This window comes from Paraburkholderia sp. GAS41 (assembly GCF_050436545.1).
Taxonomy (GTDB): Bacteria; Pseudomonadota; Gammaproteobacteria; order Burkholderiales; family Burkholderiaceae; genus Paraburkholderia.
This window is the reverse complement of record NZ_JBNDMK010000002.1, coordinates 397,654-421,743: the sequence shown is the minus strand read 5'-3', so window position 1 is coordinate 421,743 and position 24,090 is coordinate 397,654. Positions and strand designations below refer to the sequence as shown.

Sequence of the window (24,090 nt, the reverse complement as noted above, 5' to 3'; positions counted from 1 at the left end):
AATAGCAAATTGATTCGCGTTTTGCGTTGACCGTTTTATCCGCGTGAAAGGCGCTAACCGAGTTCGGTCGCGAACAAGGCATTCAGCAGATTCGACGCGGGCCGCTCGGCAAGCCGCGTCAGCGATTCGATCATCTCGACCTGACAGTCCAGTAGCGGAATCATTCGGATGCGGCGCGATTCGTTGAATTCCGCCGACGCGATCACTCCCACGCCCATACCTTGCGCGATTGCTTCCTCGAGCGCCTCGCGGCCGTCCACATAAAGGACCGGCTCGACCTGCAACGCCTGGCGAACCAGTTCGATTTCGAGCAACTGCTGCGTCACCGATTGCGCTTCCCGAAAGATCACCGGCTGCTGGACGAGCTCCGCGTAGGTCAACTTGCGCTTTTTGGCGATCGGACTGGTAGCCGGTACCATCGCCACGAGCGGATCGCGCCGTAGCACGCGCGCTTCGAGACGGCTGTGAACCTGCGGCGCGGCGGTAATCGCCGCGTCAACCGTGCTCGACAGCACACGCTGCATGCACTCGGCCGCATTCGCGATGGACAGGGTGACCACGATACCGGGATGTTGCTGGCGAAACGCGCCGATTAGCTTGACCGCGAGATCCGGCGCGTCCGCGGCAAGCGAGAGCGTGCCGGATTCCAGGCCGCTTGCCGATTCGAGCAGTTGGCGGGCGTCGCGTTCGCAGCTGAGCATTTGCCGCGTCACGCTGAAGAGCCGTCGCCCGAGTTCGGTCGGCTCGACGCCGCGCGGCCCGCGCTCGAACAGTTTGACCCCGAAATCCTGTTCCAGCCGCCGGACGTGATCCGAAATGGCCGGCTGCGTCAACGACAGCGCCTGCGCCGCCTTGGAAAAGCCGCCGTATTCGGCGACCGCGTGAAATGCCCGCAATTGCGCGTATTGCATCTGCGCCTCGACCTGTCGATAAGTTTTAGTGATAGCTCTATCGATTATATCGATTTTACCGATGGACCAGTCTTCTGTACTGTGACAACCACTGAGACCTTCATTGGACGTTCAAGCATGAACACCGCAGTCGACTCATCCGTTGCCTCGTGCGCGCCCCCTGCCAAAGGCGAGCCGTATCTGCTGACACCGGGACCGCTCACCACGGCGTTCTCGACCAAGGAAGCGATGCTGCGCGACTGGGGCTCGTGGGACGGCGATTTCCGCGCCATGACCGCCCGCCTGCGCCGTAGCCTGCTCGAGATCGCCGGCGACACCGCGGGCGACTACGATTGCGTGCCACTGCAAGGGAGTGGAAGTTACTGCGTCGAAGCCATGCTCGGCAGCCTGATCCCGCGCGACGGACACGCACTCGTGCTGGCGAACGGCGCCTACGGCAAGCGCATGGCGACCACGCTCGGCTATCTGGGCCGCCGTCACACGGTGCTCGACAAAGGCGACTACCTGCCGCCGCGCGGCAACGAAGTGGAGCGCATGCTCGACGCCGACCCGAGCATCACCCACGTCGTCGCGGTGCATTGCGAAACGAGCTCGGGGATTCTCAATCCTGTCGAAGAGATCGCCGCAGCCACCGCGAAGAAGGGCCGCAAGCTGCTGATCGATTCCATGAGCGCATTTGGCGCGGTGCCGCTCGACGTGCGCCATCTGCAGTGCGAAGCGTTCGTTTCTTCAGCGAACAAGTGCATTGAAGGCGTGCCGGGCTTTGGTTTCGTCATCGCGCGTAAAAGCGCCTTGCTCGAAGCCAAGGGCCGCAGCCACTCGCTGAGCCTCGACGTGTACGACCAGTGGGATGTGATGAACCGCACGGGGCAGTGGCGCTTCACGCCGCCCACGCACGCCGTCGCGGCTTTTATCGAGGCGCTAAGGCTGTACGCACTCGAGGGAGGACAACCTGCACGCCTCGCCCGTTATGCGCACAACCGCGACGTGCTGGTTGCCGGCATGCATGAACTCGGATTCGAACCGCTGCTCGACGCTCACTGGCGCTCGCCGATCATCGTGACGTTTTTTGCGCCTGCCCATCCTGCGTTCCGCTTCGACCAGTTCTACGATCTGATGAAGCAGCAGGGCTTCATCATTTATCCGGGCAAGCTGACGGTAGTGGAAAGCTTCCGCGTGGGTTGCATCGGACAGGTGGATGCTGACGTCATGCGACGCGTCGTCGCCGCATGCGCTCAAGCGTTGCGCACGATGGGAGTCGAACACGCGGCGCCGCCAGACGCGGCGCTCGAAGAACGCCAGTTGCTCGCTCAGCAAGTTTGATATTGACCGCGGCGCCCGGGCGCGCAGCAGGAAACCCGCGACGCAAGAGACCTAATAGGCCCTCCACCGTCGCCCAGACTCTACTCAGGATCTGACGTAAATGAAGCACGTAAAAGCAGTGATTTTCGATTGGGCCGGCACCGTGGTCGATTACGGTTCACTTGCACCGATGGGCGCGTTCGTCGAAACGTTCGAGCAGTTTGGCGTGTCGATTACGGTCGACGAAGCGCGCGGGCCGATGGGCATGGCCAAGCGTCCGCATATCGCGGCGTTGATGGCGCTGCCACGTGTCGCTCAGGCGTGGGAGGACAAGTACGGTCACGCGCCGGGCGAGCAGGATATCGATGCGATCTATGACGTCTTCGTGCCGAAGAACATCAAGGTGGCTGCGAGCTATAGCCAGGTGATTCCGGGTGTCGCGGACGTGGCGACGGCATTGCGTTCCGAGGATATCCGCATCGGCACCACCACCGGCTATACCCGCGAGATCATGGCCGAAATCACGCCGGGCGCGGCCGCGCAGGGGTTTTCGCCGGACAGCCTCGTGTGTACCGGGGACACGCCGGAAGGCCGTCCTTCGCCTTACATGATCTATAAGACGTTGCCGCAACTCGGCGTGTGGCTCGCCAAAAATGCGATCAAGGTGGACGATACCGAGGTCGGTATTGAAGAAGGCATCAACGGTGGGACGTGGGCCGTCGGTGTGGCCGTCAGCGGCAATGCATTCGGTATGGCCGAGGCGGATGTGAAAGCACTGCCTGCCGACGAATTCACGCGGCTGCGCGCTGCCGCCGCGCAACGGCTGACCGCTGCGGGCGCGCATTACGTGGTGGATAGCGTAGCGGATCTGATGCCGGTGGTGTATGACATCGAGGGCAGGCTGGCGCGCGGGGAACGGCCTTAATAAGCCTGGTAAAAATAAAGGCAGCTAGTAAAACCCTAAGCTTCCCTAATGAAAAATCCTGCCTGAGAGGCTCTCCAGGCAGGATTTTTTTACATGAAACGCAAGCTTAGAACTTGTGACGGATACCGACCATGCCCATTGCCTGCTTGTTGGTCGACGCATCGTTGCCGAAGTCGCCCATCGACGCCACTGCGGCGACCACATCGCCCGAGGTCGCGCTGATGGTATTGCCCGATGCCTTCTGATAACCGGCCAGCGCGTAGATGTCCGTGCGCTTCGACAGGAAGTAGTCCGCGCCGAAGCTGACCTGGTTATACGCAACCGTGACGTTGTTGCCGCTGCCCTTCGTGTAGTCGTAGCCCACGCCGACAACCGTCTCCGGATTCAGCTGGTAGTTCACGAAGGCCTGACCGGTGTTGAATTTCGTATTGTTCTGGCTACCGAAAGACGTCGTGTAATTGTTGTACTGCACATTGCTATACGAAACGCCGAACGTGAAATTGCGGAACGCGTAGTCGCCTGCGGCGCGAATGATCTGCATCGAGTTCGCCGACACGAAAGCGCCGCTAATGGCTTCAGAATCCACGGCGAAACTCGCGGCGTCCGGATTCAGGCCGTCGAACGTAGCGGCCGTGCCATGGTCGCTGTTTGCGTGGAAATAACCCGCGGCAAAGCCAAACGGACCGTGGTTATAAGCTACCGCTGCCGCATAGGTCTGACCGCTCGCCGTGCTGCCGGGCACACCGCCGAACGCATACATTGCCGATGCCTGCAGGCCGGCATAGTTCGGCGTGGTGTACTTGATGGAATTGTTGGTCCGATAACTATTGTCGTAGTTATCAATGTCGCCCGGCGTGGCGAAGGTCGGACCAAAGGTATCGTCGTTCGTCACAGGCTGGATCAGGTCGATCAGCGGATCATATTGACGACCAAGGGTGATCGTGCCCGTGTTGTCACCCGAAAGACCGATCATGGCCGTGCGGCCGAATATGCGTTGACCCTGGCCAAGGCGGCCATTGTCGACGTTAAAGCCGCTTTCCAGCTTGAAGATGGCCGACAGACCGCCGCCCAGATCTTCCGTACCCTTCAAGCCCCAGAGATTCGGCGACAGATTGCCGGGAGACAGCTGAAACGTTCCGCCTGAGCGGTTCGCGCCTTGCTGATTGCCGAAATACGCAATACTCGTGTCCACCGCGCCGTAGAGCGTGACGCTAGTTTGCGCATGAGCGACCGACGTCATGGCTGCGAGAGACGCCACTGCGAGAATTGCTTTTTTCATGAAATTTTATCCGATTGAAGAATTTGGTCTCGATTTACCGTCGTGCGAAGCCACTCGTAAATCGAACGTACGTTGACGTTTGAAGTCCGCTTTCCCGATGAAAATACCGTTCAGATAAAACGACACTTCATCCGGACGGCGCGATTGACTACCGCGGCGCAAATATATCTGACGGTTTGACGTTAAAAAATCGACTCATATTGAAATTCTATTTTTCAGCAACTCGAAATAGCCATCAGACCGGTACAACAACGCTACAAGGAGATTCGACAGTCCCGTAATAATTGTTTTTCTAACGTGTGTTGGTTGATTGCCACATGCATATTCATTCGAGACACGTACCTCTGGACCATGGAATTTCTTCGAAGATCCGGATACTGATGGAATCAGATTCGCACTGAAATTAGGTATCACCTGACAGCGCATTTGTTATTTTCCAGCGGTTATTTAGTGACCGCCAGCGTGGCGATTAACCTCGCCGTCTTGCCGAATATTGAACCTGGAAAACCACTCCGCGCCGCCCGGGCGCCCTCGGCGCGCTCCTGTTGGCGGCAAAAAATAGCGACGCTAAAATCGATCGCCGCGGCGTCCGACATACCCGCCGGTTCACAAGCTATCTAGGAGCTAACGTGGAAGTCAAGTGGATCGAGGATTTCATCGCCCTCGCGCAGCATCAGAGCTTCTCGCGCGCGGCGGAACTGCGCAACGTCACGCAGTCCGGGCTCAGCCGGCGCATTCAGGCGCTCGAACAGTGGATTGGCGCCGAGCTGATCGACCGCAGCACTTATCCGCCGACGCTCACGCCGGCCGGCCGGCTCTTCCTGGAAGCTGCCGAAGACATCGTCGGCAAACTGTTCGACACGCGCGCAATTATCCGCAGCGAACAGCGCATGCCGGGAACCGGACTGCAGATCGCGGCCGGTCACGCGCTTTCAGTCGGTTTTGTTCCGGACTGGCTGAAATCGCTACAGAGCCGTTTTAGCGGCCTGCGGGTGCGCATCGTACCCACGAATGTGCACGACTCGATTCTGATGCTGGTCAACGGTAACTGCGAATTGATGCTGGCGTACGAGCACCCCGACCTGCCCCTGCATCTGGATGCCACGCGCTATCCTCACCTCACCGTCGGCCGCGACGTATTCCTGCCTGTCTGCGCGCCAAGCCAGCGCTCCACGCCCTCTTTCAGACTGCCCGGAACGCCGGGTCGTCCCCTTCCGCTAATTGGTTATAGCGCCACCACTTACTTCGCCCGCTGCCTTCAGTTGCTCCTGCATCGTGCGAGCAAGAATCCCGCATTGATTCCGCACTTCGAGTCCGACATGGCCGACGTGCTCAAGAAACTCGCGCTCAATGGCGAAGGCATCGCATGGTTGCCGAAGAGTCTGATCGAAACGGAACTCGCTAACGGCACGCTCGTCGCCGCCGGCGACCGGACCTGGCAACTCGATCTGCAACTGCGCCTGTATCGCGATCGAAACAACGATATGCCGCTGCTCAAGGACCTCTGGGAATATCTGGAGTCCCGCACAGAAGGCTAGGTCACGCCGAGTCCGCCGCTCGCACGCGTTATGCGGCTGCCGCATAACGCGATGTCAAGGCCGCATCACGTTCATTTCTGTCGCCTTTAGGATCCGTTCAAGTCTTCGCCGTCCTGTGATTTACACAGGCGCAGAGGCGATGTCTACCCACGTCCGCTCCCAGCACAGACGTGCTCCAAAGGACACCTGTACGACTCGACGAAAGAAAGGGACAACCATGAAAAATCGCCTCACGCTCTATATTGCCGTCGGCATGATACTCGGCGTCGCAGCCGGCTACGTGTGCCACGCGTGCGCCGCAGACGCCACCGCAGCGAAAGCCATGGCGGGCTATTTCTCGATCGTCACCGAGATTTTCCTGCGACTCATCAAGATGATCATCGCGCCGCTGGTATTTGCCACGCTCGTCTCGGGTCTCGCGAGTATGGAGAGCGGACAGGACGTCGGTCGCATCGGACTGCGAACAGTGGGATGGTTTATCTGCGCATCACTGGTATCGCTCGCGCTGGGCCTGATGCTCGCCAACGCCCTGCAGCCGGGCGCCGCATTGCACATGGTCGCAAGCGGTAGCGATGTGAACACCGGACTCAATACGGCCGGACTGAACTTCAAAGACATCGTGACGCACGCGTTTCCGACCAGCTTGCTGGATGCGATGACGCGCAACGACATCTTGCAGATTCTCGTGTTTTCGCTCTTCTTCGGACTGGGACTCGGTGCGCTGAAGCACGACCCGCGTGTCAAGGTGGTCGTGCAGGCGATCGACGGCATGGTGCCCGTCATGTTGCGGCTCACCGACTACGTCATGCGTGCCGCGCCGTTTGGCGTGTTTGGTGCGATTGCATCCGCGGTGACGCTGCGCGGTCTGGACGTACTGCTGACGTACGGCAAGCTAATTGGTTCGTTCTACCTGGGTCTCGCGCTGCTATGGGCCGCGCTGATCAGCGTCGGCTATCTGTTTCTGGGCAAACGAGTGGGACCGCTGCTCAAGGCAGTGCGCGAACCCGCCATGCTCGCATTTTCGACCGCCAGCAGCGAAGCCGCCTATCCGCGTCTGACCGAGCAGCTTGAGAAATTCGGCGTCGACAAGAAGGTGGTCGGCTTTACGTTGCCGCTCGGCTATGTGTTCAACCTCGATGGCTCTATGATGTATCAATCATTCGCAGCGATATTCATCGCGCAGGCCTTCGGCATCGACATGCCGCTGTCGCAGCAGATCTTCATGCTGCTGGTGTTGATGCTAAGCAGCAAGGGCATGGCAAGCGTGCCACGTGGCTCGGTCGTGGTGGTGGCGGCCGTGGCGCCGCTGTTCCATTTACCCGCCGAGGGTGTGGTGATGGTGCTTGCCATTGACCAGATTCTCGATATGGGGCGCACAATGACGAACGTGATCGGCAATAGCGTGGCGACCGCCGTCATTGCGAAATGGGAAACGCGTCGCAGCAACGTCAAGGCCGCGGCTACCGCGCCATTCGAGCAACTTCAGAGCGAAGTCCAATGACAGCAGGGAAGTTACCAGGGAAGCGGGTGTTTGGTGTGATCGGCGGCCTCGGACCGCTCGCCGGCGCGGATGTGCTCTCCAGGCTGATTCAGGCGAGCCCGGCGCACACCGACGCTGAGCACTTCGACATCGTCTTCGAGCAGCACCCGTTGCGCAACGCAAACGCGTCGCGAACCGCGACGACAGAGCGCAAGCTCTATATCTTCGACATGATCCGCGATTTCGAAAAGCGTGGCGTCACGACGGTGGTGTTGCCATGCTTTCTGAGCCACACGTTCATCGAGGAATTGCAGGAGAACGTATCGGTCCGGATCGTCGATATGCTCGACGCCCTGCGCGAACACGTGCTTCGTCGGTATCCTTCGGTGCGTCGTGTGGGTATCCTGACCTCGGACTTCATTCGCGACGAGCGTCTGTTCGAGCGGTACTTCGACGCTCCGGAGTTCGAAGTATTGCATCCGCGCCAGCGTGCCCTCGGTGAGGTCGATCCGGTCACTTCGGCCGTCTACGGTGCAGGCGGCATCAAAGGCGGCGGGCTCAACGAAAAGTCCGTGGATATCTTGCGTGACGCCTGCCTGGATCTGATTGCGCAAGGTGCCGAACTGATCCTGCCCGGCATCACGGAGATCGGCCTCGTGGTGGATCGGATCGGACCGCTCGCCGTGCCGGTCGTCAATTCGAACCAGGTGTATGCACAATATGCTGTAGCGGGTCAGTACGATGGCCGCGAGCCTGTGTTCAAGGTCGGGATAGTGGGCGGTGTCGGCCCCGCCGCGACCGTGGATTTCATGCACAAGCTGATACGCAGCACACCCGCCAGGCGCGATCAGGAACACATCAAACTGCTGGTGGAACAGAATCCGCAGATTCCGGACCGCACGGAAAACCTGCTGGGCGGCGGTCAGGACCCGACCGTGTCGCTCTACGCAACCTGCAAAAAGCTGGAGGCGGGCGACGTCGACATCATTGCGATTCCCTGCAATACCGCGCATGCGTTCGTCGAGCGGATTCAACCATACCTGAGCGTGCCGATCATCAACATGTTGACCGTGAGCGTCGAATATCTGCGTACGGCGTTTCCTGCGCTGCGCGAAGTTGGGCTGCTGGCGACGACGGGCACCATCATGAGCGGGGTGTATCGGAAAGCGCTGGAAGCGCATGGGTTGAAGCAGGTCGTGCCCGGTGATGAGATGCAGGCACGAGTGATGAATGCGATTTATGGCGAACGTGGGGTGAAGGCCGGGTTCATGTCCGGTGAGTGTGTGGACCACGTTAATGCAGCAGCGAATGAACTGAGCGAACTCGGCGTAGAAGTGATTCTTCTTGGATGTACGGAGTTGCCATTGCTGCTGCCCGAGGGAAAAATGTCTCTGGCCAACGGCCGGGCGGTGACGCTTGTCGATCCGACGGCTATTCTCGCCAAATGCTGTGTGGCGTATGCGCTTGGCGATGTGGGTTCGACAGCCGGGTTGCCCGAGACGAACGGGCTCATGGTCAGCCCGATCGGGCAGCCGTAGCGTCAAGCTATTCAGAAACGCCAGAAATCTGCCCGATGGACTTGGGTTCGGCGGCTTCCCCTGCCCGCCATTGAGGTGTGCTGCGATTCGCCTCGTTTACAATACGAGGATTCTTCACCCCCGAACCACACTCTCGACACCTCACCAACAGGGGTCTTCATGATCATCAAACCACGCGTACGCGGATTCATCTGCGTCACTACTCACCCTGCCGGCTGCGAAGCCAATGTCAAGGAACAGATCGGCTACGTCACCGCTAGCGGACCGATTGCTGACGGTCCGAAGAAAGTCCTGGTGATTGGCGCATCGACCGGCTACGGTCTGGCCGCCCGCATCACGGCGGCATTCGGCTGCGGCGCCGATACGCTGGGCGTGTTCTTCGAGCGCGCCGGCAGCGACACCAAGCCGGGTACCGCAGGCTGGTACAACACCGCCGCCTTCGAAAAATTCGCCAAGGGCAAAGGCCTGTACGCGCAGAGTATCAACGGCGACGCGTTCTCCGACGCGGTCAAGCAACAGACCATCGACGTCATCAAGCGCGATCTCGGCAAGGTGGATCTGGTCGTGTACAGCCTGGCATCGCCACGGCGCACGCACCCCAAGACCGGCGAAGTGTTCAATTCGACGCTCAAGCCGATCGGCAAGGCCGTCACGCTGCGCGGCATCGACACCGACAAGGAAGTCGTCAGGGAAACCGTTCTTGAAGCCGCCACGCAAGCCGAAATCGACAATACCGTAGCGGTCATGGGCGGCGAAGACTGGCAGATGTGGATCGGTGCGCTCCTTGAAGCGGACGTTCTCGCCGACGGCGCAAAGACCACCGCCTTCACCTATCTCGGCGAGAAGATCACGCACGACATCTATTGGAACGGCTCGATCGGCGCAGCGAAGAAGGACCTCGATCAAAAGGTGGTCGGCATTCGCGAGAAGCTGGCCCGCACAGGCGGCGATGCACGCGTCTCCGTGTTGAAGGCGGTCGTCACTCAGGCAAGCTCGGCCATTCCGATGATGCCGCTGTACCTGTCGCTGCTGTTCAAGGTCATGAAGGAAAAGGGCACGCACGAGGGTTGCATCGAGCAGGTCTACGGACTCTACAAGGACAGTCTCTACGGGAACGCGCCGCATCTCGATGACGAAGGGCGTCTGCGCGCAGACTACAAGGAACTCGCCCCTGACGTGCAAGCCGAGGTCCTGAAGCTCTGGGACCAGGTGACGAGCGAGAACATCTACGCGCTCACTGATTTCACTGGCTACAAGACGGAGTTCCTGCGTCTGTTCGGCTTCGAGATCGAGGGTGTGGACTACGAAGCCGACGTCAATCCCGACGTCGCGATCCCCAACCTCGTGCAACTCTAGATCTCCGCAGAACAGGTGCCGCTCGCCCGCGGCACACGGCATTGCGCCCGCCAGCTGCGGGCGCAATGCCTGAACAGGAGTACGCGTGATGAAAAAAATTCTGATCATCGGGATCGGCGCGGGCGATCCCGACTACATGACCGTACAGGCAATCAACGCGCTCAATCGGGCAGCCGTGTTCTTCGTGATGGACAAAGGCGCGGTGAAAGAGAAGCTCGTCGCGTTGCGCCGCGCGATCATCGAGCGCTTCGTCACGCACGAGCGTTACCGTATCGTCGAAGCAACCAGCCCCGAGCGCAGGCGCGACACCAGCGATTACACCTCGGCGGTCGACGAACTGAACCGCGACAAGCAGCAGATATTCGAACGCCTGATCGCCGACGAGATGCGCGACGGAGAATGCGGTGCGTTCCTCGTCTGGGGCGATCCGTCGCTGTACGACAGCACGATACGCATCCTCGAGGCCATCGCGAAGGCTGGCCAGCCCCCGTTCGACTATGAGGTCATTCCAGGCATCAGCAGTGTCCAGGCGCTGGCCGCGCGGCACCGGGTGCCGCTCAACCTGATTGGGCGTTCAGTCGAAATCACGAACGGCCGAGGCATCGCCGAAGGTTTTCCGGACAACGTGGACAGCGTGGTCGTCATGCTCGACTCGCAGAATACGTACCGCAATCTTGTCGGCGAGGATCTGGATATTTACTGGGGTGCCTACGTGGGCACGCCTGACGAGATCCTGATCTCGGGCAAGCTGCGCGACGTAGCGGACGAAATAGAACGCGTCAGGACAGAAGCGCGCCGCACCCACGGCTGGATCATGGATACCTATCTGCTACGCAGGCCTGTGTCTGCGTTGACACCGTCGACACGGTAGAAACCGCTCATGGCTGTTCCCCGCTCTTGCCCGGTGCCGCTTCTGGCACGTCGGGCGTGGGCGTAGGCGTCGAACTCGGGCCTTCGGAGGGGAATCCGCCGCTGCCGCGTGTCTGACGTGGCGGCTCGCCCATCAAGGCCGCGGCCTCTGACGCAGTCATGACTCCACCGGCACTCGACGCGGCCACCGGTCCCGACGCCGACCCATGAGGTGTGCCAAGCAAAGGCGGTAATTCGCGCGGTGCAAAGGCTCCGGAGACATTGGAACCGCTGGAAGCGCTGGAGGCCTGGGACGCCGCTGGCGCAACCGGCACGACCGGCGCCGCAGGCGTAACCGGCGCAGGCTTCGGCGTCACATGATGAACCGGCGCCGCTGGCACCTGCGTCTGAGGCTTCGACCCGAAGAGGTGGCCCATCCACGCGTGCAGTTTGTCGCGGAACTGCTCGAACCAACCGGGTTGCACATCCGTATCAAAGCGAACCCGCGCATCGATCAACCGTGCGCGCAATGCCCGCTGATAGAAGTCACCCACGATCGGCAACGCGGTATGCGCCCCTTCACCCCAATAGCTGCTGCCGAGCGTGACACGTCCATCGTCGAAGCCGACCCATGCGCCCGCCACCAGTTGCGGATGCATCAGGATGAACCAGCCGTCCGCATTGTCCTGCGTCGTGCCGGTCTTGCCCGCCACATCAGCGCGAATGCCGAAACGCGAACGGATAGCCGCGCCCGTGCCGCGATTCACCACATCACGCATCACATCGATCAGCGTGCGGTCCGCCGCCTCCGGCAACGCCCGTTCCGGCGAGGCAGGAGCAAACTGCGCCAGCATGTTGCCATTGCGATCTTCGATGCTCGTCACCATGCGCGGCTCGAGATACATGCCGTCGTTGGCGATCGTGCTGTATCCCGACACCATCTCCTTGATCGTCACCGGACTGGTGCCCAACGCAAGCGACGGCACCGCCTCGAGCGTGCTGTCGCGCACGCCCATCGCACGGGCGAGCCGGACCACCTTGTCGGGCCCGATCTGTTCCATCAACTGCGCCGTGATGCGATTGCGCGAATACGCCAGCGCGTCGCGCAGCGTCATCGGCTTACCGCTCGGCGGTACGTCGTCGTTAGGACGCCAGATCTCGCCACCCTTCAGCGGAATTTCGACCGGCTGATCGATGAAGGTATCGGTCGGCTTGGCACCGTCTGCAAATGCAGCGCCGTACACGAACGGCTTGAAGGTCGAGCCGGGTTGACGGCGCGACTGCTGGACGTGATCGAAAGGCTCATCCGCAAAATCGCGGCTGCCGACCCACGCCTTGATCTGACCGTTACGCGGATCGATGGCGAGAAAACCCGCCTGCACTTCCGACTTGTCCTGGCATAAATTGCGCACGAATGTCCGGTCCGCGCTGAGATGCTGGAGCGCATCGTCGTCGTTCTGGCCTGCCGTGCGCAGGGCCCGGTAGTCCGGCGTCTCGCGCATGAAGGTCTTGAAGAGATCGCTGCCCGGTGCACAGCCCGTTCGTCCGCTCCACGCGCCATTAGCGATGGATTGCAGTGCATTGCCCTGCAGGGCGACGGCCGCGGTCGCCATCGACTGCAGGCGCGAATCGATCGTCGTACGAACGATCAGTCCATCTGAGTAAATGTTGTAGTCGTTGTGGTCGGCCCACGAGATCAGCCATTTGCGCAACTGCTGCGCAAAGTGCGGCGCGGGTCCGGGCGGCTCGATCTGCCGTTCGAAGTCGATGCGCAACGGCTTGCGTTTGAGCGTTTCGTAAGTGGCGGGCGCGAGGCGGCCATATTTGACCATTTGCGCAAGCACCGTATTGCGGCGTTCCAGCGCGCGGTCTGGATTCAGCACCGGGTTGTAGTAGCTATTGCCCTTGAGCATGCCGGTCAGCGTGGCGCTTTCCAGAATGTCCAGTTGATCGGCCGACTTGCCGAAGTAAGTCCGCGCGGCCATTTCAATGCCGTACGCGTTGTAGAGAAACGGTACCGTGTTCAGATACGTTTCGAGAATCTGGCTTTTGCTGTAGGCCGCTTCGATTTTCAGCGCCGTCACGGCTTCCTTCACTTTGCGCGTCAGGGTGGGCGCACGGCCGATCTCGTCGGGATAGAGATTGCGCGCGAGCTGCTGCGTGATGGTCGAGCCGCCCTGACGATCGCCGCCGAACGTATGCAACGCCGCCGATCCCGTCCGCCGCCAGTCGATGCCGTGATGCTCATAGAAACGGTGGTCCTCGGTCGAAATCAGTGCGTCGACCATGTGCGGTGAGATATCGGAGAGCGCAACCCATTCGCGATTCGACGGTTTGAATTCGGCGAGCAGCTTGCCGTCAGCCGACAGGATCTGCGCCGGCTGATCGACGCGGGCCTTGCGGATGTCGCTGATACTCGGCGTGAACGGAATTAGCACGATCACATACAGCAGCACCAGCGCGGGCGGTGTAGCGAGCGTGAGCAGAGCGCCGCGGCGCGTCGGATGACGCACACGAAACAGCGCGGTGACCAGCAAAGGCTTGAGCAGACGCGCGATCAAGTGGATCAACGCGACCGCGAGATGAAACGCGGTCTCCAATACACGTGCCAGCCGGCCCATCCACTTGCGGCAAGATTCACGTACGGACGATGCAAATTGGCGACTCACGCTGGTTTCAGCCCTGCTTGAAAAGCGTGAATGGTATCAAACTGCGCATTGGGACCCGGCTGGCCTGTAACCACAGGACCCTTTGCGAGGGTCGGCGCCAGCCCGATCTGGCGGCCGCGCTGAATGCCAACCGAAAGATTGACTCACTAGAATCGTCCGGCAGACCAATCAGAAAAAACGGGCGACCATGAAAACGACAAGAATCACCTTGCTACTGATTTCCCTGGCTGCATCGACGCTGGTGCAGGCGGAATCCATTTCCGCTCCCAAGCTCAGCCCGGGCGACACGTGGACCTACGTCGACACGGTCGAAACCGGACCGAACGGCTGGCGCCAGACTCACGACGAGATTGTCGTGCTGCGCACAACCGCCGACCATATCTACTTTGAAGCCAAGCAGGCCGGCACCACGCAGGCGGCCAATGAAATGGTCGCGGGCGCGGACTGGAGCCGCTCGCGCAACGTCAACGGCACCGAAACGACGGTCAATCAGCCTTTGTCATTTCCGCTCTCCGTGGGCAAGTCGTGGGAGGTGAAATACACGGAGGCGCATCCGAACGTCAGACACGCGTCGGAATCGTTCGACAATCGCTTCAAGGTTGTCGGCCCTGAATCCGTTGCAGTCCCGGCCGGAAAGTTCGATGCGATCAAGGTCGAAGCCGAAGGCGAATGGACGGCCGAGACGGCTCCCATGCAGTCCGCCGCAGGCAACACCATCGCCAATCAGTCCGGGACGACGGTCGTCATGCAGACGCATCGCGTTGTGCCGACGACGGCAACCGGCCGCCTCTACAAGGCCTTCTGGTACGTGCCGGAAACCGGCCGCTGGGTCAAATCTGTCGAGGAGTATTACGGGAGCAACGGCATCCGCACGCAACGGTTCTCAAGCGAACTCGAATCGTTCAAACACGCTGCGCCCCCGCAGTGATCTGGCGTCGTCTACACGCTCAGGAAGGCGGGTCCGGATGTCTCCGGCATCTCCCCCGCCTTCAGAAAATCCACAAAGGCCCGCAACGGTGCCGGCAAGTGGCGACGCCCCGGATAGTAAAGAAACGGTCCCGAGAAACGCTGCCACCAGGGCTGCAGGATCGGCTCCAGCGCTCCGCTATCGAGGTGCGGGCGCAGCATGTCCTCAAACAGATGAATCACCCCTACGCCGGCTAGTGCTGTGCTGATCGCAAGATCCATGGCCGCGCCCGGTCGCACGAGGAGCGGCCCGGACGGATCCAGCCGCACCACTTCGCCGTCACGTTCGAAATCCCAGGTGGGCTTCGCGCCGCCCGCAAACTGGCCGCGCAAACAGGCATGCGAGAGCAGGTTGCGTGGGTGTTCGGGCCTGCCGTGCGCCTCAAGATACTCAGGTGTCGCGGCCGTCGCAAAACGCTGTACGCGAGGTCCGATGGGAATGGCGATCATGTCCTGTTCAAGCCGCTCGTCGTAGCGAATGCCCGCGTCGCAGCCGATAGAAAGCACGTCGACAAAGCCGTCCTCGACCACCACCTCCACACGAATGTCCGGATAGGCCTTCAGGAATGCCGCGATCACGGACGGCAGGACAATTCGCGCCGTGCTCGACGGTACATTGAGTTTGAGCGTGCCCGTGGGCTTCTCGCGGAATCCGTTCAGGACGTCCAGCGCCGCTTCCATCTCGCTGAACAAAGGTGTCAGCTTTTCGAGCAGACGCAAGCCCGCTTCGGTCGGGGCCACGCTGCGCGTGGTGCGGTTCAGCAGCCGCATGCCGAGCTTCGCCTCGAGGCGACGCACAGCAATGCTGAGGCTCGAGGCAGACACACCGCTGATGCGCGCCGCGTCGCGAAAGCCGCCCGCCCGCGCGACCGAGACAAACGCGGCAAGATCATTCAATTCCATGGTCATTGTTCACAATTTTCAACAACCCGTACAATTTAGATCGGATTTTCAAACAGCGCAACGACGACCATACTGGCCCTCATCACTCGTCAAGGAGAGCGCGATGTCAACCTTCACCCCCGTGGATACGTTTCAACTCGCCGGCCGTGCGGTTCGCCGCATGGGCTATGGCGCGATGCAGCTGGCGGGACCCGGCGTGTTCGGACCGCCGAAAGACCGCGACACGGCCCTCGCGGTGCTTCGCGAAGCGGTGGCCTCTGGCGTCAATCACATCGACACCAGCGACTTCTACGGTCCGCATGTCACCAATCAACTCATTCGCGAGGCGCTTCATCCTTACGCGGACGATCTGGTGATCGTCACCAAGGTGGGCGCCGTGCGTGGCGACGATGGTTCGTGGCTCCCAGCGATCGAACCGCAAGATATCGAACGCGGCGTGCACGACAATCTCCGCAACCTGGGACTCGACGTTATCGATGTCGTCAACCTGCGCGTCATGGGCAAGATCCACGCGCCCGCTGAAGGATCGATTGCCAGGCAGGTCGAAGCGTTGGCAGAACTTCAGCGTCACGGGCTGGTGCGTCACATCGGTCTGAGCAACGTGACCTCGACGCAGGTCGCGGAAGCACAGGGCATCGCGGAGATCGTTTGCGTGCAGAACCAGTACAACGTGGTGCAGCGAGAGGACGACACGCTGGTCGACGAACTGGCCGCCAAAGGCATCGCGTATGTGCCGTTCTTCCCGCTTGGCGGATTCACGCCGATTCAATCGTCCGTGCTGTCCGCCGTCGCGCAAACGCTCGACGCGACTCCCATGCAGGTCGCGCTTGCATGGCTACTGCATCGCTCACCTAACATTCTGCTGATTCCCGGTACGTCGTCGCCAGGACATCTGCGCGAAAATTTACGTGCGGCGAAATTGAGTCTGTCGAGGCCGGTGCTCGCTGAACTGGATGCGATCCGCCACGTGGGCGGGGAGCATTGAACGCGCGCGTGTCAACGACACCGCGTGCAGCAGGGCTTCCTCGCCACTGCGACCTGAGCTGAATTGAAATAGCCGGCAGTAACGGATTCGAAGATCGTTTTTAATTCAAATAGCATCATTCGAATATCTATTAGTGGCCGGCTGATGCCTGAATAGCGGCATGCCAATCGTTTGCGTAAGCAATGGCATGCCTTGCGCAACACGTCATTAGTAAATTATCAATTACCCATATATTGGAACATTCGGTGCGGCTATATGCAGTCATTGCCTATGAGACCGCCGCGTTGATTTTTCCGTAAAAACAATCGCGAAATGCGGATATAGCAAAGAAATCCTGCTCATTGTTTCCTGCTGGGCAACATCCTCTTTCCCAAAATTCAACGCGCAGCGTTTTGCAATGCAACATCTCTGTTTCAAAGCGAAAAAATAATTTTGTTTAAAAGGTTCCTGTAATGATTGCGCGCCGTGTTTCGGTGAACAAACGTATGTTTGAATCGGCCTTTTTAGACGGTTGATTCAATTGACAGGAATTAAGCGCAAAGCGAAATTACGCCGCGAAATCATAAAAACGGAGACAACAATGTCACACGCTCTCACAAGAGGCGTGGCAATGGCCATTGCCGCGACCCCTTTGTTGCTCGCTTGCGGTGGAGGGAGTCCTGGCGCTCCCGGCGCCATCGCCTCGGCGCAATGTTCAGGACCGACTTGTCCCGTTCAGGGTCCCCCGCCACAAGGCGCCGGTGCGGCACCCCTGTGTCCGGCAACGGCAGATATCGGTAGCAGTACGTATTTAGGCGGCGCCGGCAGCGGCGAGGTTGTTCGCCTGAACATCAACGCGGTCGCGATGACCTATACGCTCACGTGGCTCGAATCGCCGATTCCGGCGCAGCCGGTCAATGTCCAGCCGACCCGTCAGGGCGTCTCGATCAGCGGCGTGGTCTCGCACCCGCCAACCGGTTTCCTGCCGACAGCCGAGCAGACGCGTTGCGCCTTCATATTGCAGCCGGCCACCGGCACCACGCCGGCTGGCGGCACCACGCCATACAGCACCACCTCCACGTTTAACGCGCAAAACCCGCCGATGATCCTGATAGGCCAGGGTGGCGTTGCGGGTGGTGGGATTCCGGGCGCGGAAATCTCGTTTCCCGGCACACCGAACCCGCTCGATCCGACCAACATCGTCTTCCCCGTTCCAGACCGAATATTCGACTTCTATCCGTTCATTGGTTTTGCAACCACCGACAGCACCCTGGCTGACCTGCAAGGCACCTATAACGCGCTCGCCTACCATATCCGGCCCTCGGACACGTACGGGGCGATCGGCGTCAACGCTGTAGAAACGTTCGATGCCACAGGCAACTGCACGTCCCCAACCGCGTGCATTACGACAGGTGGCTCCGCTACGGGCGGAACACCATGGACGCCTGTCGCCTCTAGCGGCTACTTCACCAGCACCAACGCTCCCCAGCTTTTGCCGCCTCCTTCCGTCACCTTAGGCAGCCTTGTTTTCCCGTTCAGTCCGCAGTCCCCTGCCTACATGATCCTGGGCAAGGTCAATGGCACGCTTGTCCCGGTGGTCGTGCGTGCCGGCATAGCCGATCCTGCCAATCTGGCAGTCGACGACGAATCCGGCATCGCCATGCTCGCGCCTGCCACCGCAGTGGCGTCAGGTGGCATTGACGGCGGCTACGTCGGTGCGGATTCGAACTTCAAATACACCGCAACCTTGATCAAAGGCGGCTCCGCCAGCTTCGTCAACCCCTCGACCGCCACCGCTGAAAGCAGCTTTGCGCTGCAATACGGCCTGTCCAGCCCCGGCCTCGTGGGCGCAACGGACGCGCAGGCGAACCCCGGCTTCGTGATTGCCGCCGGCGGCCTGTACGCGGTCCTGCTGCAAGGCGTGGAGAACGGCGGCATCACGGCGTCCTCGGCAATCATAGGACAACCAACCAGTTCGGTGCCCTACTTCGGGATCGGCGCGCAGATCAGCAAATAGCCGTTCTACAGCCAGCGCAACGCAACACAACACCACGCATAAAAAGCACGCGGCGGCCCGACCTGGAGTCGGCCGCCCACAACAAGAACATTTTGGAGATGCAGCATGAAATGGAAACTCCTGATGGTGCTGGCCCTTGCCGCACCGTTGCTGGGGGCATGCGGTGGCGGTGGTCCCGGAGAGGACACGCCGGCACCGGTGGTCGCGCGTCTGTGTCCGGCAGCGCTCGACTACAGCACGGTCTTCACCGGAGGCGGCGGTGACGGCGAACTCGTCAAGCTGCAACTCAATACCACCAGCATGACCTGGCAGATCAGCTATATCGCGTCGCCCATTCCGCTCACCACCGGCACCGTCACCCCGACGCGCGCGGGCACCACCGCCAGCGGCACGCTCACCCAGGAAACCGCGCTGCCTACCGCCAAGCTCAACCAGTGCGCGTTCCAGCTGAACGGCGCGAGCCTCGATCCGACCCGGCCGGCACGCATCTTCGTCGGTGAAGGCGTGGCAGGCGGCACGATCCCCGGTGCGGAGATCTCGTTTGGCGGCGTGCTGGGCGATGGCCAGGTACCGGACACGAAATTCCCGTACTACCCGTTCATCGGCTTTTCATCGATTGAAACCAACCTCGCCAATGTCGCCGGCACCTACAACCAAGTCGGCTATCACCAGGTGCCCTCGCAAAGCTTCCTGCCGGTCGCGGTCAACTCAACGATCACGATCAACGCCAACGGCACCTGGAGCGAGTGCGACACCACCGGCATCAACGCCGGAACCTGCCAGCAGCCCGGCACAAATCTCGTGCAATCGGCCAACGGCAGTGGCGCCTTCGAGACCGACAACTTCCTCGGTCAGGTCAAGCCGACGCTTACTACCGCGGGGCCGGTCGCCCAGGGCTTCATGATCGTCGGCAAGCTGAAGAACCAGTTGGTGCCCATCCTGGTACGCACCGGTGTGGCGTATGCCTCGCCCGGCCCGGATCCGCAGAATCCCGCGCTGACGAGTCCGGTAGCCGACGACGAGTCCGGCATTTCGATCCTCGCGCCACAGACCTCGGTCGCGCAGGGTTCGCAGGACGGCGAGTACATCGGCGTGGACAGTCAGTTCGACTATCGGACGACCGCCCTCGCCGGCACCCAGGCCACGCTGCTCGATCCGTTCAATGCCTCGCAGGCCTCGCTTGCGACCGCGCTGAACCTCAGCTACACGCAGACCCTGCCGGGTGTGGTCACGACAACGCAGGTGGGCGCATCGACCGGTACCACTCCAACCGGCAAGATGATCTTCACCGGTGGCGTCTTCGGCTACCTCGACATGACGACGCCCGCATCGCCGTACTTCACGATCGGGGCGTTCGTCCAGTGACGCTCAGCCGCGCCACCTTCGACCACCCATGAGGCGACCGCCGCCGGTTGCCGCGCATAGGTATGACGCGCGGCAACCGGAACCACCCCATCAGATGACGGACCGGTGAGTTCTTCCAGGATCACCGTACGCGCAAAGCACGCCCGTCTCACGAGGAACATTATGAAAAAGATCGCTTTCGCGGCGCTGGCCGCATGCCTGTCGGTGCACGCCTATGCGCAGCAAGCCGGCGATAACGTCGTGGCGCTTGGCTGGTTCCACGTCGCGCCGCAAGACTCCAGTTCACCGCTCACCACCGATGTCGCGCCGACGCCGATCAACACGCCGCTGCGGCTGCCCAGTTCGTTCACGTCGCCGGGTACAGGCCTCTCGACCAACGATGCCGACACCGTCGGGCTGGTGTTCAGCCATTTCCTGACGGACCACATCGCGGTGACGACCGTGGCCGGCGTTCCGCCGACGTTCAATATCACCGGAAGCGGCACCATCCGGCCACCCGGACCGGCCGGCGCGCTCGGCACGCAGAATATCGGCGATCCGTCGAGCAATCCGATTGTGAAAAGCGTGCGCCAGTGGAGTCCTGCACTTATTCTGCAGTACTACTTCAACCAAGCGGATGCGAAATTCCGCCCGTTCCTCGGGGTCGGCGTGTCGTACAACTGGTTCAGCGACATCCAGCTCAACCCGAATTTCGTCGCGGCAACCCAGGCCGATCTGGGCTCGGTCCTTGCAGCCGGCGCCGGCAAGTCCGGACCGACGCAGGTGTCGGCGAAGGCCTCGTCGTCGTGGCAGCCGGTGTTCAATGCGGGCCTCACCTATAACATCGACAAGCACTGGGGCCTGGAGGCCTCGCTCACGTATATCCCGCTCAAGACGACTTCTTCGGTCATCATCAAGGCGGCGGACGGGACCAACCTCGCGGTGAGCCACTCGGAACTGAAGGCCGATCCGATCATCTCGTTCCTCGCGGTGACGTACCGGTTCTGAGCCAACGGCGATCTTCCTTGCGGCCTCAGCGAGCGAGCGCCCGTGCGGCATAATGAGTGCGTCGAAACCGGCGTTGCGTAACAGCACCGTACTTTCACGTCCACAGACAAGGAGATTCATCATGTCTCGCACCGTTGCCGAGAAGCGCCAGGCGTTTCGCGCGCTGCACGAAGAAGGATGTTTCGTACTGCCGAATCCGTGGGACGTCGGCAGCGCGCATTATCTTGCGTCTGTCGGCTTCAAGGCCCTTGCCACCACGAGTTCGGGGTTCGCGTGGTCAACGGGCCGGCCCGACAACGGCGTGCCGCGCGAGGTGATTCTCGCGCATCTTCGCGACATGGTCCGGGCAACGGATTTGCCGGTCAACGCCGACTTTGAAAACGGCTTCGGCGAGGGTCCTGCCGAAGTGGCACAGAGCGTTCGCATGGCGGTCGATACCGGCGTCGCCGGACTGTCGATCGAAGACTCGACCGGCGATGCCCAGTCACCGCTGTTGCCGGTCGACATTGCCGTCGAACGGCTAGCCGCAGCAAGACGCGCGATTGACGAAGCGGGCGGCGACACGCTGCTCGTCGGACGCGCTGAGAATTTCGTGGTCGGCGTGCCCGATCTCGAAGACGCGATCGCCCGCTTACGCGCCTATGCGCAAGCGGGCGCCGACTGTCTGTATGCCCCCGGCATCAGTACGCGCGAGCAGATCGAAGCGGTGGTTGCCGCGGTCCGTCCGAAGCCGGTCAATCTGCTGATTGGCGGACCTTCTGCGTTCACGCTCGACGAACTCGCGAAGCTCGGCGTGCGACGCGTCAGCGTGGGCGGCGCGCTCGCCCGCGCTGCGTGGGGTGGACTTGTGACGAGCGTTCAGGCGCTGGCAGACGGGCGCTTCAATGCTTTGCCGAAAGAGCCGACAGGTGGATGGTTGAACGGCATGTTTCGGGACGCGGGCTAGTTGTTCTTCAATGAATGATGGCGAGATGGGCGGCAAAGCCTCTCTCGCGCAAGCGTCACATTCCGCGCAGCCAACCGCATCGACCCAAACAGAACCGCGCGGCGCGCGAGCCGCGCGTTTGAATCAAGCCGCGCTGTCGACTTCCGCGCGCGTCGGTATCGAAGGCTGCGCGCCTGCGCGCGTCACTGAAATACCCGCCGCTCGTTGTGCGAGGCTGATCGCGCCTTCCAGCGGCTGCCGCGCGGCGAGTTGCGCCGCGAACACGCCAATGAAGGTGTCGCCTGCAGCCGTCGTGTCGATGGCCCGCACCTGCGGCGCCGGAAAATGCGTCCCGTCGCCGCCTTCCAGCAAAAGATAAGCGCCCTGTGCACCGAGCGTGACGATCACATTGCGGGCGCCACCCCGTTGCAATTCCGTCGCCGCCCTTCTTGCGCCACTTTCCGATTCGACCGGCAAACCGGCGAGTATCGCTGCCTCGACCTCGTTCGGCACGAGGTAATCGACCAGAGGCAACCATTCCGCCGGCAGCGGACCGGTCGCCGGCGCCGGGTTCAGCACGGTGATCTTGCCGAGCCGCCGGGCGAGCGCCAGCGTCGCATGGACCGATTCCCACGGTATTTCCAGTTGGCAAACCACCACATCGCACGCCTTGATCGCGGCTTCGTGGCGCGCGACGCTCTCCGGCGTCACCTCACCGTTACTGCCCGCCACCACGACGATCGTGTTCTGCCCGTCGTCCGACACCGTCACCATGGCAACGCCGGTGGGCTGCACGGGATCGACCTCGACCCCCGCACAGTCGATGTTCTCCGCTTGCAGATCCGCGACCCGTTGAGCGCCGTTGGCGTCCTTGCCCACGCAACCGACCATCGCCACGCGCGCGCCGATGCGCGCCGCCGCCACCGCCTGGTTGCCGCCTTTACCGCCGGCAACCTGCGAGAACTCGTGTCCGCTGATGGTCTCGCCGGGCCGCGGCAAATGCGGCGAACGCGCCACCAGGTCTGTATTGATACTGCCGACCACGAGAACGCGGCCCTGTTTCGCTTCTTTTGACACGCTCTGTCTCCTGCTGACCCTGCAACGGATGGTCAGATTATGCGGCGCGGCGCCGGCTTCTGTAGGTATCCAGCACGACGGCCACCACGATCACGGCACCCGTAATGATCCGCTTGGTGGGCTCGGTTGCTCCAATCTGGGCGAGGCCTGCGGCCAGCACCGAGATAATCAGCACACCAAAGAAGGTACTGGTTACGGAACCGCGTCCGCCCATCAGACTCGTGCCGCCGATGACGACAGCCGCGATCACCTGCAATTCAATCCCCGAGCCGGCATTCGGGTCCGCCGCTTCGAGCCGCGAGATCTGGAACAGCGCAGCGAGTCCGGAGAGCAGACCCATCATGGCGAACACAGCAATCTTGTAGGGCCGCGGGTTGACGCCCGCGAGCCGCACCGCTTCTTCATTCGTGCCAATGCCGACCAGATAGCGGCCAAACACCGTGCGCGTCAACACGAACTGCGCGACGACCATCACCACGATCGCCATCAGGAACGCCGGCGAAATGCCGAACGCAATCGGGTTGGACAGGAAATCGAACGCATCGCCGATGTAGGCGGTACGCGAGTTCGTCAATTGATAGGCGACACCGCGCGCCGCTTCGAGCACGCCGAGCGACACGATGAACGACGGAATCCGCCACGCCACGGTAATGGCGCCCGTCACGCAGCCCGTCAGGGTTGCGCCGGCCATGCCGAGCATCGCGGCGGGCAGCGCCGGCCAGTGCCATTGCAACGCGGCAACGCTGGTGAGGGCCGCGCCCAACGCCAGCACGGAGCCGACCGACAGGTCGATCCCCGCGATGATGAGCACGAACGTCATGCCGACCGACATCACGACGAGATCGGGAATCTGGTTCGCGATCGTGCTGAAGGTGTCGTAGGTCAGGAAGTGCGAACTCAGCAGCGAGAACAGGACAATCATGCCGAGGAGCGCGCCAAGCAGTCCCAGGTAGTTCGAGAAACCGAGGCGCGTGCCGACCGGCTTTGCATCTTTAGGGGGTTCGTTCTGCAACGATGGCAGGCTGGTGGGTGCAGTCAT

Annotated in this window: 19 protein-coding genes; 13 read left to right on the top strand and 6 right to left on the bottom strand. The window is 61.4% G+C overall.

The annotated features are described in order from the left end of the window. Window positions 1-53 precede the first annotated feature (53 nt). Window positions 54-911: a LysR substrate-binding domain-containing protein gene (locus P3T43_RS05040; RefSeq protein ID WP_429279938.1), complete on the bottom strand. Its 858-nt coding sequence runs from the start codon at window positions 909-911 to the stop codon at window positions 54-56. Window positions 912-1,028: 117 nt separating this feature from the next. Here P3T43_RS05040 and P3T43_RS05035 point away from each other — a divergent pair, with 117 nt between their 5' ends. Together P3T43_RS05035 and phnX are read left to right on the top strand one after the other, a co-directional pair. Continuing rightward, window positions 1,029-2,234 carry a 2-aminoethylphosphonate--pyruvate transaminase gene (locus P3T43_RS05035; protein ID WP_429279937.1) on the top strand — a complete coding sequence of 402 codons (1,206 nt, stop codon included), beginning with the start codon at window positions 1,029-1,031 and terminating at the stop codon, window positions 2,232-2,234. Between the two features lie 100 nt (window positions 2,235-2,334). Beyond that, window positions 2,335-3,138, top strand: a complete 804-nt coding sequence (gene phnX, locus P3T43_RS05030; protein WP_429279936.1) for a phosphonoacetaldehyde hydrolase — start codon at window positions 2,335-2,337, stop codon at window positions 3,136-3,138. A gap of 106 nt (window positions 3,139-3,244) precedes the next feature. Here the strand turns inward: phnX and P3T43_RS05025 are convergent, their stop codons facing one another. Further along, window positions 3,245-4,417 carry a porin gene (locus tag P3T43_RS05025; protein WP_429279935.1) on the bottom strand — a complete coding sequence of 391 codons (1,173 nt, stop codon included), beginning with the start codon at window positions 4,415-4,417 and terminating at the stop codon, window positions 3,245-3,247. Between the two features lie 629 nt (window positions 4,418-5,046). Between P3T43_RS05025 and P3T43_RS05020 the strand changes: the two genes are divergently transcribed. The 5 genes from P3T43_RS05020 to cobF all read left to right on the top strand — a co-directional run bounded on the left by P3T43_RS05020 (window position 5,047) and on the right by cobF (window position 11,200). Next, window positions 5,047-5,955: a LysR substrate-binding domain-containing protein gene (locus tag P3T43_RS05020; protein ID WP_429279934.1), complete on the top strand. Its 909-nt coding sequence runs from the start codon at window positions 5,047-5,049 to the stop codon at window positions 5,953-5,955. 217 nt (window positions 5,956-6,172) lie between these two features. Further along, a complete protein-coding gene (locus tag P3T43_RS05015) occupies window positions 6,173-7,456 on the top strand; it encodes a dicarboxylate/amino acid:cation symporter (RefSeq protein WP_429279933.1) in 1,284 nt (427 codons plus the stop codon). After that, complete coding sequence (locus P3T43_RS05010; RefSeq protein WP_429279932.1) at window positions 7,453-8,973, top strand: aspartate/glutamate racemase family protein; 1,521 nt, start codon at window positions 7,453-7,455, stop codon at window positions 8,971-8,973. The genes P3T43_RS05015 and P3T43_RS05010 overlap by 4 nt, the downstream gene beginning before the upstream one ends. A 159-nt stretch (window positions 8,974-9,132) precedes the next feature. Next, complete coding sequence (fabV, locus tag P3T43_RS05005; RefSeq protein ID WP_429279931.1) at window positions 9,133-10,329, top strand: enoyl-ACP reductase FabV; 1,197 nt, start codon at window positions 9,133-9,135, stop codon at window positions 10,327-10,329. Window positions 10,330-10,417: 88 nt separating this feature from the next. After that, window positions 10,418-11,200, top strand: coding sequence for a precorrin-6A synthase (deacetylating) (cobF, locus tag P3T43_RS05000; RefSeq protein ID WP_429279930.1), 783 nt, complete (start codon window positions 10,418-10,420; stop codon window positions 11,198-11,200). Window positions 11,201-11,207: 7 nt separating this feature from the next. Here the strand turns inward: cobF and P3T43_RS04995 are convergent, their stop codons facing one another. Further along, window positions 11,208-13,847, bottom strand: coding sequence for a penicillin-binding protein 1A (locus P3T43_RS04995; RefSeq protein WP_429279929.1), 2,640 nt, complete (start codon window positions 13,845-13,847; stop codon window positions 11,208-11,210). Window positions 13,848-14,034: 187 nt separating this feature from the next. On the opposite strand from P3T43_RS04995, the gene P3T43_RS04990 reads away from it, so the two are divergent. Continuing rightward, the gene (locus tag P3T43_RS04990) at window positions 14,035-14,775 is read left to right on the top strand and encodes a hypothetical protein (protein WP_429279928.1); all 741 of its coding nucleotides are present in this window, start codon (window positions 14,035-14,037) and stop codon (window positions 14,773-14,775) included. Between the two features lie 11 nt (window positions 14,776-14,786). Here the strand turns inward: P3T43_RS04990 and P3T43_RS04985 are convergent, their stop codons facing one another. Next, complete coding sequence (locus P3T43_RS04985) at window positions 14,787-15,716, bottom strand: LysR family transcriptional regulator (RefSeq protein ID WP_429279927.1); 930 nt, start codon at window positions 15,714-15,716, stop codon at window positions 14,787-14,789. A 103-nt stretch (window positions 15,717-15,819) separates the two neighbouring features. On the opposite strand from P3T43_RS04985, the gene P3T43_RS04980 reads away from it, so the two are divergent. The 5 genes from P3T43_RS04980 to P3T43_RS04960 all read left to right on the top strand — a co-directional run bounded on the left by P3T43_RS04980 (window position 15,820) and on the right by P3T43_RS04960 (window position 21,995). Beyond that, window positions 15,820-16,701, top strand: coding sequence for an aldo/keto reductase family oxidoreductase (locus tag P3T43_RS04980; protein WP_429279926.1), 882 nt, complete (start codon window positions 15,820-15,822; stop codon window positions 16,699-16,701). Window positions 16,702-17,311: 610 nt separating this feature from the next. Next, the gene (locus P3T43_RS04975; protein WP_429280163.1) at window positions 17,312-18,697 is read left to right on the top strand and encodes a DUF2957 domain-containing protein; all 1,386 of its coding nucleotides are present in this window, start codon (window positions 17,312-17,314) and stop codon (window positions 18,695-18,697) included. A gap of 105 nt (window positions 18,698-18,802) precedes the next feature. Further along, window positions 18,803-20,062, top strand: a complete 1,260-nt coding sequence (locus P3T43_RS04970) for a DUF2957 domain-containing protein (protein ID WP_429279925.1) — start codon at window positions 18,803-18,805, stop codon at window positions 20,060-20,062. A gap of 162 nt (window positions 20,063-20,224) precedes the next feature. Next, window positions 20,225-21,049 carry an OmpW/AlkL family protein gene (locus P3T43_RS04965; RefSeq protein WP_429279924.1) on the top strand — a complete coding sequence of 275 codons (825 nt, stop codon included), beginning with the start codon at window positions 20,225-20,227 and terminating at the stop codon, window positions 21,047-21,049. Window positions 21,050-21,170: 121 nt separating this feature from the next. Continuing rightward, window positions 21,171-21,995 (top strand): isocitrate lyase/PEP mutase family protein, encoded by an 825-nt coding sequence (locus P3T43_RS04960; protein ID WP_429279923.1) that lies wholly within the window; start codon window positions 21,171-21,173, stop codon window positions 21,993-21,995. A 123-nt stretch (window positions 21,996-22,118) separates the two neighbouring features. Here P3T43_RS04960 and rbsK read toward each other — a convergent pair whose 3' ends face one another. Further along, window positions 22,119-23,051 carry a ribokinase gene (rbsK, locus tag P3T43_RS04955; protein ID WP_429279922.1) on the bottom strand — a complete coding sequence of 311 codons (933 nt, stop codon included), beginning with the start codon at window positions 23,049-23,051 and terminating at the stop codon, window positions 22,119-22,121. A 37-nt stretch (window positions 23,052-23,088) separates the two neighbouring features. Further along, complete coding sequence (locus P3T43_RS04950; protein WP_429279921.1) at window positions 23,089-24,090, bottom strand: ABC transporter permease; 1,002 nt, start codon at window positions 24,088-24,090, stop codon at window positions 23,089-23,091.